Source organism: Emcibacter nanhaiensis, from assembly GCF_006385175.1.
Taxonomy (GTDB): Bacteria; Pseudomonadota; Alphaproteobacteria; order Sphingomonadales; family Emcibacteraceae; genus Emcibacter; species Emcibacter nanhaiensis.
The window spans coordinates 88,663-102,005 of record NZ_VFIY01000015.1; the positions used below are offsets into that span (position 1 = coordinate 88,663).

Sequence of the window (13,343 nt, forward strand, 5' to 3'; positions counted from 1 at the left end):
AACCAGAGCGATATGGGGCCGCTGTCGGGAATAAGGATCATCGAATTCGAGGCCATCGGCCCGGCCCCCTACTGCGGCATGCTGCTTTCCGACCTTGGCGCGGATGTCATCCTTGTCGAGCAGGCGGCTGTCAGTCTGCAGGGTGATCCCGAAAAGGATTTCACCCGGCGCGGCAAACGCTCCATTATGCTCGACCTCAAATACCCCGCCGACCTTGAAACCGCCCGCAAGTTGTGCCGCGGGGCCGACGCATTGATCGAGGGCCGGCGCCCCGGCGCCATGGAACGGCTCGGGCTCGGACCTGATGAGCTGATGGCGGACAATCCCGGACTGGTTTACGGGCGCATTACCGGCTGGGGCCAGGACGGTCCGCTCAGCACGGCCGCTGGTCATGACATCAACTATGTTGCCCTGTCCGGCCTGCTCGGCGCCATGGGCGAAAAGGACCGGCCGCCACTGCCACCGCTCAATGTGGTGGGCGATTATGGCGGCGGCGCTTTGTTCCTGGTGGTGGGGATCCTGTCCGCCCTTATTGCGCGCCATAATACAGGTAAGGGCCAGGTCATTGACGCGGCGATTACCGACGGCACCGCCTCCCTGTCGACCCTGTTCTATGGCCTGCTGGCCCAGGGCCGGTGGAATCTGGACCGGGGCAGCAACCTGCTGGACGGCAGCGCGCCCTATTATCGCTGCTATGAAACCAAAGACGGCAAATATGTTTCCATTGGCGCCATTGAGCCGCGCTTTTACAGCCTGCTGCTGGACAAGCTCGGGCTCGATCCCGGGGAGTTCGAACCGCAGAACGACCCGTCAAGATGGCCGGACTATACTGCCCGGTTTGCGGCAATATTCAAAAGCCGGACCCGGGAAGAATGGTGCGAGCTGCTGGAAGGGACCGACGCCTGTTTTGCGCCGGTGCTTGATTTTGCGGAGGCGGCCCGACACCCCCACAACCTGGCGCGCAAGGCTCATGTCGAGGGGGACGGACTGACCATGCCCGCCGCTTCACCCCGCTTCAGTGCAACACCTGCAGCTGACAACCGGGACACGCCGGCAAAGGACCAGCATCGCGCTGAAATTCTGGCCGAGATCAAGTCAGGCGCGGGCTAGGTGCCCAGCTGGCGGATGGTCTGGAATTTCTGCCGGTATTTGGACGGCGAGATGCCGGCCAGGCGCCGGAACAGCCGGCGGAAGAAGGCGGAATCCTCATAGCCCACGCTCAGGGCAATATCCTCAACCGTATCGCCGGTGGTCTCCAGCATTTGTTTCGCTTCTTCGATGCGCAGGGTCTGGACATATTCCACCGGCCGGTAGCCGGTGGCCTTTTTGAACCGGCGCTTGAAGGTCCGCTCGTTCAGTTTCGACCGGCTCGCCATGCGCGAGACCGGATTTTCATCCGCATAATGATCGGCAATCCATTGCTGGCATTCACCGATGACCGCGTCCTCGTGATCGCGTGGCGGAATCATCGGCGTAAACGGCAGCTGACCGTCGCCGCGGTCGCTGAGGAGGTAGAGTTTGCAAATTCGGGCCGCCTCTTCATAGCCGAAATAGCGTTTGATCAGATACAGCACAAGTTCCTCCCAGGATGCCGAGCCGCCGGAGGTGACCAGTCTGTGCTCTTCGTCGGCCGGCAGCAGGATTCTGTCTGCCAATACCGTGACTTCCGGGAACCGACTGCTGATAACCTTTGCCGTCGACCAGTGCGACGTACAGGGTTTTCCATTAAGGAGCCCGGTGGCGGCCAGCAGCACGGAGCCGGTGCAAACCGTGGTGATGACTGTGCCCTTGTCATTCATTTTAAGCAGCCAGTCAGCGGCGGTGGCCCACTCCGGTCCCGGCTCAAAACCGGGTTCCATGACGATGTCGGGAATGATGATGAGATCATAGTCGTCATTTTCGTTTAAGAAGCGGTCCGGTTGCACCCGAACACTGCCAAAACACCGAAGGTTTTGGCTTTCAGGGGAGACAATGCTGACAGTAAACCGGCCTACATCGGTTTGCTGCCCCGTGACCAGTGTCCACATGTCACCAACAGAAACCAGAACATCATGCAGGCAATAGAGCACTGAAGCGCTGGTGTTGGGAATGGCCAGCAAAGCGACTGTAACCGTGTCCGTCACACTATGTTCTTTTGAGGCATTCATGTCACTTTCAGCCTGTAGTTGTCATAAACCGCACTTACCATACTTCGGCGACTGATGCAAAGTGCCCCGCAACTGAAACAGATGATTCTTACGGGGACATGAAATGAATGAGATGACGGCACTCAAGCCTGAACTTGATGAAGCGCGAATGGAAGAATTCGCCGGTCGTGTGTGTGAAATCCTGAATGACGGCGCCATCGGCTATATGATTTTTGTCGGCCATCGCCTGCGCCTGTTCGACGTGATGTCGGACCTGGGTGGCGGCGGCACCAGCGCCGCCATTGCGGTGCAGGCCGGCCTGTCCGAGCGCTATGTGCTGGAATGGGCCAGGGCCCTGACCGTGGGCGGCATCCTGGACTATGATCCGCTGTCGGAAATCTTCTCCCTGCCGCCGGAACGCGCGGCCATGCTGTGTCGCGGCGGCGCCGGCGAAAACCTGGCGGTTTTTTCCCAGCATGTGCCCATGATGGCCGCCATGTCGGACACCATGCTTGAGGTCTTCCGGACCGGGGACGGCATTCCCTACGGACAATATCCCTGTTTCCACGAAGTGATGGCGGAAGACAGTGCCATGTCCGTGGTCTCGGCGCTGTTTGATACCATCCTGCCCATGACCGGGGATACACAGCATCGGCTGGAGCAGGGAATTGATGTGATGGATGCGGGCTGCGGCCGGGGGTTAGCCCTGATGGCCATGGCCGAGCGCTATCCCGACAGCCGCTTCCGGGGCTATGACCTGTGTGAGGAGGCGGTGGAATTTGCCAGTGCAGAAGCAGATCGCCGCGGCTTGATAAATATTTTCTTTGCGGTGAAGGATCTGACCCATCTCGATCTTGAGGGGGAGTTTGACCTGATCACGTCCTTTGATGCGGTCCATGACCAGAAGGATCCGGCCGACTATCTCAAGCGGATTTTCCGGGCGCTGCGTCCCGGCGGCACCTATCTGATGCAGGATATCGGCGGCTCGGCCAAGGTCGAGAACAACCATGATTTTCCCATGGCGGCTTTTCTCTATACCATTTCCTGTACCCATTGCACGCCGGTGTCCCGCGCTCAGGGCGGTGAGGGCCTTGGCACCATGTGGGGCTGGGAAACGGCAATGGATATGCTGAGCGATGCCGGTTTCGGCGACATTGAAAAAAGACTCTTCGACCATGACCCGATGAATGTCTGGTTTGTTGTGCGCAGGTAAAAGACTGACAGTCAGTCAGGCAGAGGGAAACAAATATTAATTCTGAAATCGATCTGAACGATTGCCGGACAAGCTATTTTGGTGCAGGAGAGGAGAGCCTTCTCCTGCCCTTCGCGTGTTAAGCATGAAGACCATAAGTTGACATATAAACATGAAATCGCTTATCCTGCACTATGTTGATATATAAACATATAGGGTGAGCCATGGGAAATCATGCCGCGAAAGTTACGGCCTGTCCGCTGTCGGCCTTGTCGGATACCTTTCATCTGTCAAATGACCAACTGGAAGCCACGTTCCGCCGGGCGCGGGCGGAAAGCCCGGTCTTCTATATGGAGGATATTGGTTTCTGGGCGGTGACAAAATATCAAGACATCAAAACGGTGCTTGGCGACAAGGATCGTTTTTCGTCAGAGATCACCCTGGAGCCGCTGGCGCCGGTGGCACCGGAAGTCGGGCAGCTGTTCCGGGAGCGGGGGTTTTCGCCGCGGCCGACCCTGTCCAATAACGAGCGCGACGACCATGCCCGGATCCGCAATAATGCGCTCCAGGCCTTCTCCCCGGCACGCATGAAAAAGCTGGAACCCTATATCCGCCAACTGGTCAACGAGGCGATAGACTCTTTCGAACAGGATAAAAAGGCCGATCTGGTGCGGCAGATGGTTTACGAGCTGCCGGCGCTGGTGCTGTTCCGGCTGCTGGGTATTCCCGACAGCGATGTGCAGAAAATCAAAATGTGGGCCGACAGTCGCCTGATCCTGTCCTTCGGCCGGCCGTCGGTGGCGGACCAGCTGGTCGCGGCCGGCCACATGGCGGACTATTGGGATTACTGTCTGGCCCATGTGCAGAAAAGGATCAAGCAGCCCGGGGACGATCTGCCCAGCGACATGCTGGCGACAAGGGGAGGAGATGACAGCATCCTGACCATCGAGGACATTAACAATGTGGTGTTCGGTCTGCTGCTGGCCGGGCATGAAACCACCACCAATATGTCGGCCAATGCTGTGTTGAGCCTGCTGGAACAGCGGAAAAGCTGGGAAGCGCTGGTCGCCGACCCGGCGCTGATCAGGAATGCGGTGGAGGAATGCCTGCGCTTCCGTCCGTCGGTGGTGGCCTGGCGGCGCCTGACCAAAGTACCGGTGGAACTGTCCGGTGTCAGTATCCCGGCCGGCGAACGCCTGCTGTGCTATTTGCCGTCCGGCAACCGGGACGAGGATATTTTTGACAACGGCGAGACCCTTGATATCAGCCGCAGCGATGCCCGGGCCCATGTCTCCTTCGGCTACGGGCGGCATTTTTGTCTCGGGGCGGCGCTGGCGCGGTTCGAACTCAAGGTGATCCTGGAGGAACTGACCCGCCGCCTGCCGGGCCTGCGCCTCAGCGACGGCCAGTCTTTCGAGGCGGTGGAAGCCGTTCAGTTTCGCGGACCAAAAGAGTTGTGGGTGGAGTGGGAATGATGAATTACATGGAAACGAATGACGATATTACACCAGTTAAACTGATCGACGGTCGCAAGGTGCTGGGGCTGGACAATTACTGTGTTTACCAGTTTGTCGCCATCGCCAACCGGTTGTCCAGCAGCGCCTCGGCCCGGTATCGGGAAGAGTTCGGTGTTGGCATCGTGGAATGGCGTTGCATGGTGATGCTGGCCTTGGAGGACGGGGTCAGTGCAGCCCGGATCTGTCAGGTTGGCGGCATTAACAAGGCTTTGGTCAGCCGGTCGCTGGCCCGGCTCGAGGAGCTGGGCTATGTAGAGGACCATGAAGAGACCAAACGAAAACCCCGTTACCTGAAGTTTACCGCCAGCGGCCGCAAACTCTATGACCGGATGCTGAAGCAGGCCCTGCGGCGGGAAGAAACGCTGCGGGAAGGCTTGTCGGATTCCGAAATCAGGGAGCTCCTGAGACTGCTGCATAAGATTAGCGGGAATGTAAACAAGTTGGCGGGGGAGGGCGGGCCAAAAGAATAATGTTTGCAGTACAAATAGTTCCTATGGATATTTACACATGGTATTTTTTGTCGACTCGTATAATGTGAAAGCGTAAACCACGTACATAATAAGAAAATAATTGAAGTAAAATCATGGCCAGCAAAAGGGTAACAATAAAAGATTTGGCAAAAGCGGTGGGGGTGAATCCTTCGACAGTTTCAAGGGCTCTCAATCCCGCGACCAAACATTTGATTACCGAAGAAGTTATCGAAAAAATTTCCAAAGCCGCCGACGAAATGGGATATTTTCCCAACCGCATGGCGGCCGCCCTCGTTCACAATAAATCCCATACCATCGGCCTGATCATTTCCACCATCACCAACCCGGTTTTTCCGCCCATGGTCTGCGGCCTGGAAGCGGCGCTGTATAAGGCCGGCTATACCCTGGTCACCATGAGCAGCGACAATATCGAGGATTATGAACGGACCGCCTACCGGCGCCTCAGGGAGCGGGCCATTGACGGCTGCATCCTGGCCTCGGCCACCCGCGAGGATCCGGTGGTCGATGAATTCCTCAAGCACGGCTTCCCCCTGGTCCTGGTCAACCGCATGACCGACCGCCAGGATGTGAATGCGGTGATCAACAATGACGAGGCGGGCATGCAGCTTGCGGTCGACCATCTGACCAGCCTCGGCCATACCAAAATCGGCCATATCTCGGGCCCGCTGGCGGTGTCCACCTGTTATACCCGGCTGCAGGGCTTCAAGGCCGGCATGCGGGCGAAGGGACTCGACCCGGATCATGTGGTCGAGGCGAAGGAGTTTTCCGCCAAAGAAGGCTACCGGGCCATGAAGAAGCTGCTGGCCGGCAATGCGGGCCTGACGGCTGTGGCGGCGGGGAGTGATATTCTGGCCCTTGGCTGCCTGGACGCCATTCGCGAAGCCGGCCTCAGCTGTCCGGAAGATATTTCCCTGACCGGCTTTAATGACATTCCGATGATGGACCGCATTTCACCGGCCCTGACCACCGTCACGGTGCCGCAATATGAGATCGGGCAGAAGGCGGCGGAGATTCTGCTGGCCATGCTGGAGGGCAGCCAGCCGGTGGATGGGGAGGCGGGCCAGGTGATCAAGGTTCTGCCAAAGCTGACGCTGCGCGAATCTACCCGCCGTCTCGCCTGACGCCCTTCCCGGCGCCGGGTCAATGACACTGGTTTCCTAGAAATTCTGTGCCACCAGATATCCCGAGGTGCCGGCCAGGCCCGGCCCGGGATGGGTCGAGGCGCCAATATGATATAGGTCCTTCACCGGGGTCTCGTGGTTTTTGGTGGATTTCAGCGGCCGCCACAGCATGAATTGCTCGATGCCGCAGGCGCCGGAATAGGGATCGCCGTTGACCAGGTTGATATTCTGGGTCGCGAGGTCGCGGGGCGAGAGGATATGGCGGGCGAGGATCATGTCCCTGAGGCCGGGAATATGGGCGGACAGGCGGTCGATAATCCGGTCGGCATAGGCGTCTTTTGTCGCCTCGTCCCACAGGCCGTCGGCCGGGATGGGGATCTCGCCGGCCGCATCCCCCTTGATAAGAAAGGGCAGTTCCTGCAGCTGCAGCCACAGGATCGCCTTGCCCTCCGGGGCGCGGCTGGGGTCAAGCGCCGTCGGCTGGGCCACGACCACGGTGGAGCAGTCGGGCAGCAGGCCGCGCCGGGCCTGGTTGACGGAGCGGGAGACGCTGTCCACGCCGGAGGAAAGATGTACCATGGCCACGTCATTGAGGGCCGGGTCGGTCCATTCCGGCATTTTATCAAGGGCGAGATGAATCTGCATGTCGCCGTTGCCGTAGCGATAATTGGCCGCTTCGCTGCGGGTCACTTCCGGCACATACTCCCCGTCCAGCAAATATCCATAGAGCTGGGTCGGGGTCACATTGCAGATCACGGCTTTGCCGGCCCGGTAGCTGGTGCCGTCGGCGCAGTTCACACCGCTGGCCCGGCCGTTCTCGACGATGATCCGTTTCACATCCTGTCCGGTCAGCAGACGGCCGCCGTTACTTTCGATGATCGCACTCAATGCCTTGACCAGATTGTCGCTGCCGCCTTTGACAATGGGCATGCCGGCCACTTCCAGGGTGAAACTGATCAATTTGCCCATCAGGCCGGACAGCGGGCTGTCCGGATCAAGCCCGGTGTGCAGGATCCAGGGCGCGAAACAGGCCTTGATTTCATCGGACGTGAAGTCGGCTTCGAGCCAGTTGCGGCAGGTATTGAGCGACAGGCCGAAAAAGGACGACATACCGTGCAGGCCCCGGTTCCAGGCGGCCTTGGCGAGCAGCTTGAGGGTGGAGAATTTCCACAGTTCCGCGCCGAGCAGGCCGAAAATCAGGTCGGTATTCTGTTCAATATCCCCCATGGACCTGGTATAGGCTGTGCCCTGGCCTTCACCCAGCGCCTCCATGGCGGCCACATTTTTTCCCCGGTCCATCTGCAGGATGAAGTTGCGGCCGTCGGGCAGGATCGCGGCGGTCGGCTTGTCAGTATTGACATAGTCGAGGCCGTTGGCGTGTAGTTCCTCCGCCAGTTCGCCGTAAGCCGGGGAGGTGACAAATAATGGATGGAAACCGGAAAAAACGTCATGGCGGAAGCCGGGCAGGGTCACTTCCGCAGTGCGGATGCAGCCGCCGATCCAGTCATTGCGCTCCAGCACCGTGACCTTGTGGCCCTTGCGCGAAAGCAGGGCGGCGGCGACCAGTGAATTGATCCCGCTGCCGACGATAATGAAATCCTGATCCATGACGAGTTCTCCCGCTGCCGTGATGTTGTTTGGTGACATTATTATGGGCGGGAAATTGGTCGACTATTCACATAGTGCAGGGGCTGGGTCGTGAGCGCAAAAAAGGGAAGAAACCGCTCCCGCAATGACCGAAATCAATGCGCAAAGGCCGAATGGTGATTCCTGCAGTTTCTAAATAGTGCCTGCACTATGTGAATAGCGGGCACATATTAAAAGCACAAATAATGTTCCCAGAATAAGAAATAGGCAGAAAAAGAAATAAAACGGAGCGTTCCATGCATACACCATCTATGAAAACAAGAAAAATCGCCCTGGCCCTGTCCTGCAGCCTGCTGGCTTTCGGCGATCTGGCGACGGCTCAGGAAGCCGCCTCCTCAAATGACACCGCCTGGCTGCTGGAGGAAATCACCGTGACGGCCCGGAAAAGGGAGGAAGGGCTGCAGAGCGCGCCTATCGCCATTTCCGCCTTTACCGGCGACAGCCTCGAGTACCGCGGCGTGACGGACGTGGGCGAAATCGCCCAGTTCACCCCCAACCTCAGCTTCCAGAACAATCCCAGCTTCGGCGGTGCCAGCAACTCCGCCGCCATCTACATCCGTGGCGTCGGCCAGAAGGAATTCCTGCCGACGGTTGATCCGGGCGTGGGCCTGTATGTGGACGGCGTCTATATCGCCCGTTCCGTCGGCGGCATCCTCGACCTGATCGATGTGGAACGGGTCGAGGTGCTGAAAGGCCCGCAGGGCACCCTGTTCGGCCGCAACACCATCGGCGGCGCCATCAGCATCACCACCAAAAAGCCGCATGACGAATTTGAAGGCAAGCTGTCCGCCACCTACGGCACAGATGACCGGATCGACCTGAAGGGTTCGCTCAATGTGCCGCTTAGCGATAATTTCTTCAGCAGCTATTCCGTCGCCTACCTGAGCCAGGATGGCTATGTGATGCGCGACGACGGCATTGACCTGGGCGATGACGATACCCTGTCCGGCCGCGCGTCCTTCCTGCTGGAAGCCAGCGACGACCTGGAAATCAGCTTCTCCATCGAGGGCAGCCGCGACCGGGAAAACGGTCCGGCCCTGACCCTGATCGGCATCAATTATGAGGGCCCGAACCCGCTGAGCCTGGCGCCGCCACCCCCGATGGCGACCCTGCATAACATCCTCGCCAACCTGGCGGCCGGCGGACCGATGGCTCCCTGCGCCTATCCGGGATCCACCCTGAACCTGGCGGTCGACGGCTGTTATGACGACCGCTATGTCTATGATGGGGAAGAGCGCAGCTCCGGCACGGCCCCGGCCTATTCCGACACCGATTTCTGGGCGGCCAACCTGAATATCGACTGGGCGCTCAGTGACGATGTGACCCTGAAATCCATCACTGCCTATCGTGATCTGGATGCGGAATTTTCCCGTGACGGCGACCATTCACCGTTCCGTATTTCCCAGTTCCAGGATTTCCTGACCCAGGAACAGTTTACCCAGGAATTCCAGCTGCTCGGCACCGCCTTTGAAGACCGGCTGAACTGGATTGTCGGCCTCTATTACTTCAAGGAAAGCGGCGACAATCGCAACGAACTGGACTTTACCGTGTCCCGGTTCCGTTCCGGCGGCGCCTATGACAACCAGAGCCTGGCCGCTTTTGCCCAGGGTACCTATGATATTACCGATCGGATTCACCTGACTGCGGGAATTCGTTATACTGACGAAACCAAAAAGTTCACCCCGGACCAGATTGTCCATGAAAACTATTTCGCCGATCTGGTGGGTACCGGACTGGCCGATGTCGAGGCGCCGTTCCTGGCCGCCGGGACACGGGTCCTGCCATATCTGGAAAAAGAGCTCAGCTATGACGAGGTCGACCCCTATCTGAACCTGTCCTGGGATGCCACCGACGACCTGATGGTTTATGCGTCCTACTCAGAGGGCTTCAAATCCGGAGGCTTCTCCCAGCGGGTGTTCCCGCCGGTGGTGCCGCCCTTTACCGCCCCGGCCGGTACGCCCGATATCGACCTGATCCCAACCTTCGATCCGGAATTCGTCAAGGTCTATGAAGTGGGCTTCAAATACAGCGGGCTTGACGGCCGTATGCGCCTCAATGGTGCCGCCTTCTGGACCGACTATACCGATATGCAGGTCCAGGTGTTCACCAGCGTGGCGCCGATCACCAAGAACGCCGGCGCCGCCACCATCAAGGGGGTCGAGCTTGAACTGCAGATGACTCCGGCCGACGGCTGGTTCGTGGAAGCCGGGCTCGGTTACCTGGATGCGGGCTATGACGAAATAGATTTCACCGAAACACTGGTGGATGCAAATAATCGTCTGGAGCGGGTGTCCGACTGGTCGCTGAGCGCGGCGGTCTCCAAGGAAATTGATCTTGGCGACAGCGGCTCCCTCACTCCCCGGGTGGATTGGTCCTACCGGTCGGAGTTTGACAATGACGCTTTCAATACACCGCAGATCCATCAGGGCGGCTATCACCTGCTCAACGCCAACATCACCTGGCGCAATGCGGAGGAGACATATGCCCTCGTCGTTGGTGTGAAGAATATCACTGACGAAAAATATCTGCATACCGGCATTCTCGGCGATGCGTTCCAGTCCTATGAAGGCCTCTATGACCGGGGCCGGGAATGGTACGTCACCGGGCGCGTCAACTTCTGATCTTGGGGGGAAAGGAAGACGGCAATGGCACGTGTTGACCTGATAGATCCCAGAGGCAGTGACGATCCGGAAATCCAGGGGATTTGCGACTGGGTCACGGAAATGGAGGGCGAGGTGCCCAACCATTTCCTGATCGAGATGAATTTCCCGGAATTTTTCAAGGCCAAGCTCGGCGCCACTAAAGTATTGTGGCAGATGGGCGAACTGTCCCTGGAGGAAATCCAGCACGTGGGTATTGCCGTCTCCAAAGCCAACAGCTGTTCCTATTGCACGGCGGCCTTCTGCACCATCATGAACTACGGCATGGAGACCGACGAGGACTATACCAAAAGTTTCCTGGCAAACGGGGTTGAGGTGATCCTTGACGATCGCCTCAAGACCATCGTCAGCTTCGCCCTCCGGGTGAACAAGGAAATGCATGACATCACCGACGCGGAAATCGACGGGCTGCGCCAGGTCGGCCTGACCGACAAGGGGATTGTGCAGCTGGTGAACCTGGTCAGTGATTTCGCCTCCTACAACCGGCTCAATCTGGCGCTCAGGACCGATTATGACTATCGCGATATGTGGCGCCAGGTCGGCTTCGACTGGACCCTGAAGGAAGGGGAGCAGGAGGGCGATAATACGCGGGGGGTCCGAAAATAGCCTGTGGATTTGACGTAATATTTGCTTGAAACCTAAAAGAGTCGCGGAATGAGGGAAAATCGGCTATATTAGTTTAAGGCTTAAGGGATGGATCACATGAAAAAGCCGCTTGAGAAATTCTGTCTGTTCAATTCCCGTGAGGCTGACGAGGCGCGCGAGATTGTCAGCCGCGTCTATTGTGATCACAAACTGCTGCCGGAAAAAGCCGGCGATATTGACGCCTGCCACAATCGGGCGCAACTGTCCCGGGTGTCCCTCAACTACATGGAATATGGCGCCGATGTGGAGGTGGAGCCAGGCTATCTCAAGGATTTCTTCCTGTTCCAGCTGCCGCTGGAAGGGGCGGCGACCATCTGCACCAACAAGGATGAATTCATCACCTCCGGCGGCATCGCCTCGGCCATAAATCCGTCGGAATATACGCGGATGCGCTGGAACCGGGAATGCAAGAAGCTGATGGTCCAGGTCAAGCGCGAGGCCATGGAGGAACGCCTGTCGCGGCTGCTGATGCATCCTATCGACCGGCCGATCCTGTTCCACCACGAAGTGAGGAACGCGGACAATCCCCATGCCGGCAGCTGGTGGCGCCAGGTCTGGAGCCTGGTGCAGGAGCTGGACAATGACATGGATCCCTGGCGGTCCCATTTTCTGCTGGAAGACCTGGAACGAAACCTGCTGACCAGTTTGCTGTTTTCCTTTAATCACAATTATATTGACCAGCTCAGGGCCCAGGAATCCACCGCGGCGCCAAAGCATGTCAAACAGGTCGAGGACTATATCCTGGCCAACCTGAAGGAAAATATTTCCATCGACGATCTGGTGGACGTCTCCGGCGTCAGTTCCCGCTCCATCTATAACGGCTTCAAGAGTTTCCGCGGCACCACGCCGATGAAATTTATCCTGCAGACCCGGCTGGAAAAGGTGCGCGAGGAACTGCTCAATCCGCTGCAGAGTAAAAGCGTCACCCAGATCGCCACCAAATGGGGCTTTACCCAGCTTGGCCGCTTTGCCGCCGCCTATAAAAAGGTCTATGGCGAATCCCCGTCCGATACCCTGCGCAAATAGTCACTTTCTGCACATTCCCCGCTGATAGATTCACTAATCGCATAACTGTTTCGGTGTGCGAATAGCCCCGTCCCGCCAATCTGCCTAGTCTTTCCCTGTACAACTCAAAAAAGGGATTCTGAAATGAAGGGACTAGCTGACAAAGTCGCAATCATTACCGGCGGCGCCACCATGATCGGCGCAGCGGTGGCCAAGGCCTTTGTGGAGGCCGGCGCCAAGGCGGTCATGGCGGATATCAATGAAGAAGGCGGCCGGGCCGCCGCACAGGATATCGGGGCAGGGTCTTTATTCCTGAAAACAGATGTAACCTCCGACGAAGATCTGAAGGCCTGTGTGGATTTTGCGGTCGAAAAATTCGGCCGGCTCGATTTTATCGTCAATGCGGCGGCGACCTATGAAGATGAAGGCATGAGCAGCACGAGGGAACAGTTCCTCAACGCCCTCAATGTCAATGTGGCCGGCGGCTTCATGCTGGTGCAGTTCGCCCGCGAGCATCTGAAAAAGAACAAGGGCGCCGTGGTCAACTTCGGTTCCATCAGCGCCAAGGTGGCCCAGCCGGGCCGTTGTCTCTATCCCATGAGCAAGGGCGCCATTCACCAGCTGACCCGCAACGAGGCCCTGCTTCTGTCCGAGGACGGCATTCGCGTCAATACGGTTTCCCCGGGCTGGACCTGGTCTTCGATTATCTCCGGCATCGTCGGCGGGGATCGGGCCCTGGTGGACAAGGCGGCGGCGCCGTTTCATATGCCGGGCCGCATCGGCAATCCGGAAGAGGTGGCCGACGCGGTCCTGTTCCTCTGTTCCGACCAGGCCAGTTTTATCACCGGCGCCGACCTGCCGGTGGACGGCGGTTATACCGCCCTTGGTCCGGAACAGCAGACCGACGCCCTGGCGGCGCTCGCAAACTGAACCGGCAAA

At 58.4% G+C, this 13,343-nt stretch carries 11 protein-coding genes; 9 read left to right on the top strand and 2 right to left on the bottom strand.

All coding sequences use genetic code 11. The features are described 5' to 3' along the window. The first annotated feature begins 12 nt into the window (after positions 1–12). A complete protein-coding gene (locus FIV46_RS12375; protein ID WP_139941245.1) occupies positions 13–1,110 on the top strand; it encodes a CaiB/BaiF CoA transferase family protein in 1,098 nt (365 codons plus the stop codon). Here FIV46_RS12375 and FIV46_RS12380 read toward each other — a convergent pair. Beyond that, positions 1,107–2,147, bottom strand: coding sequence for a GlxA family transcriptional regulator (locus FIV46_RS12380; protein WP_139941246.1), 1,041 nt, complete (start codon positions 2,145–2,147; stop codon positions 1,107–1,109). The two genes, FIV46_RS12375 and FIV46_RS12380, sit on opposite strands and share 4 nt — an antisense overlap. A 103-nt stretch (positions 2,148–2,250) precedes the next feature. Between FIV46_RS12380 and FIV46_RS12385 the strand changes: the two genes are divergently transcribed. The 4 genes from FIV46_RS12385 (at position 2,251) to FIV46_RS12400 (ending at position 6,447) form a co-directional block, all read left to right on the top strand. Then, entirely contained in the window at positions 2,251–3,339 is a 1,089-nt protein-coding gene (locus tag FIV46_RS12385; RefSeq protein WP_219846108.1) for a class I SAM-dependent methyltransferase, read from the top strand. 203 nt (positions 3,340–3,542) lie between these two features. Further along, positions 3,543–4,793, top strand: coding sequence for a cytochrome P450 (locus FIV46_RS12390; protein ID WP_139941247.1), 1,251 nt, complete (start codon positions 3,543–3,545; stop codon positions 4,791–4,793). Continuing rightward, complete coding sequence (locus FIV46_RS12395) at positions 4,790–5,305, top strand: MarR family winged helix-turn-helix transcriptional regulator (RefSeq protein WP_139941248.1); 516 nt, start codon at positions 4,790–4,792, stop codon at positions 5,303–5,305. The genes FIV46_RS12390 and FIV46_RS12395 overlap by 4 nt, the downstream gene beginning before the upstream one ends. Before the next feature lie 113 nt (positions 5,306–5,418). After that, positions 5,419–6,447 (top strand): LacI family DNA-binding transcriptional regulator, encoded by a 1,029-nt coding sequence (locus FIV46_RS12400; RefSeq protein ID WP_139941249.1) that lies wholly within the window; start codon positions 5,419–5,421, stop codon positions 6,445–6,447. Positions 6,448–6,483: 36 nt separating this feature from the next. Here the strand turns inward: FIV46_RS12400 and FIV46_RS12405 are convergent, their stop codons facing one another. After that, positions 6,484–8,055 (bottom strand): phytoene desaturase family protein, encoded by a 1,572-nt coding sequence (locus FIV46_RS12405; RefSeq protein ID WP_219846109.1) that lies wholly within the window; start codon positions 8,053–8,055, stop codon positions 6,484–6,486. A gap of 275 nt (positions 8,056–8,330) precedes the next feature. On the opposite strand from FIV46_RS12405, the gene FIV46_RS12410 reads away from it, so the two are divergent. The 4 genes from FIV46_RS12410 (at position 8,331) to FIV46_RS12425 (ending at position 13,334) form a co-directional block, all read left to right on the top strand. Further along, entirely contained in the window at positions 8,331–10,715 is a 2,385-nt protein-coding gene (locus FIV46_RS12410) for a TonB-dependent receptor (protein ID WP_219846110.1), read from the top strand. A gap of 24 nt (positions 10,716–10,739) precedes the next feature. Continuing rightward, positions 10,740–11,360, top strand: coding sequence for a carboxymuconolactone decarboxylase family protein (locus FIV46_RS12415; RefSeq protein WP_139941251.1), 621 nt, complete (start codon positions 10,740–10,742; stop codon positions 11,358–11,360). 96 nt (positions 11,361–11,456) lie between these two features. Beyond that, positions 11,457–12,425: an AraC family transcriptional regulator gene (locus FIV46_RS12420; RefSeq protein ID WP_181163226.1), complete on the top strand. Its 969-nt coding sequence runs from the start codon at positions 11,457–11,459 to the stop codon at positions 12,423–12,425. 123 nt (positions 12,426–12,548) lie between these two features. After that, complete coding sequence (locus tag FIV46_RS12425) at positions 12,549–13,334, top strand: SDR family oxidoreductase (protein WP_139941253.1); 786 nt, start codon at positions 12,549–12,551, stop codon at positions 13,332–13,334. Positions 13,335–13,343 lie beyond the last annotated feature (9 nt).

Excerpts from the sequence above, each read along its gene's own strand:
- FIV46_RS12410 (WP_219846110.1), top strand. The coding sequence starts at position 8,331 with ATGCATACACCATCTATGAAAACAAGAAAAATCGCCCTGGCCCTGTCC.
- FIV46_RS12390 (WP_139941247.1), top strand. The coding sequence starts at position 3,543 with ATGGGAAATCATGCCGCGAAAGTTACGGCCTGTCCGCTGTCGGCCTTG.
- FIV46_RS12425 (WP_139941253.1), top strand. The coding sequence starts at position 12,549 with ATGAAGGGACTAGCTGACAAAGTCGCAATCATTACCGGCGGCGCCACC.
- FIV46_RS12385 (WP_219846108.1), top strand. The coding sequence starts at position 2,251 with ATGAATGAGATGACGGCACTCAAGCCTGAACTTGATGAAGCGCGAATG.
- FIV46_RS12395 (WP_139941248.1), top strand. The coding sequence starts at position 4,790 with ATGATGAATTACATGGAAACGAATGACGATATTACACCAGTTAAACTG.
- FIV46_RS12420 (WP_181163226.1), top strand. The coding sequence starts at position 11,457 with ATGAAAAAGCCGCTTGAGAAATTCTGTCTGTTCAATTCCCGTGAGGCT.
- FIV46_RS12375 (WP_139941245.1), top strand. The coding sequence starts at position 13 with ATGGGGCCGCTGTCGGGAATAAGGATCATCGAATTCGAGGCCATCGGC.
- FIV46_RS12405 (WP_219846109.1), bottom strand. The coding sequence starts at position 8,055 with ATGGATCAGGATTTCATTATCGTCGGCAGCGGGATCAATTCACTGGTC.
- FIV46_RS12415 (WP_139941251.1), top strand. The coding sequence starts at position 10,740 with ATGGCACGTGTTGACCTGATAGATCCCAGAGGCAGTGACGATCCGGAA.
- FIV46_RS12380 (WP_139941246.1), bottom strand. The coding sequence starts at position 2,147 with ATGAATGCCTCAAAAGAACATAGTGTGACGGACACGGTTACAGTCGCT.
- FIV46_RS12400 (WP_139941249.1), top strand. The coding sequence starts at position 5,419 with ATGGCCAGCAAAAGGGTAACAATAAAAGATTTGGCAAAAGCGGTGGGG.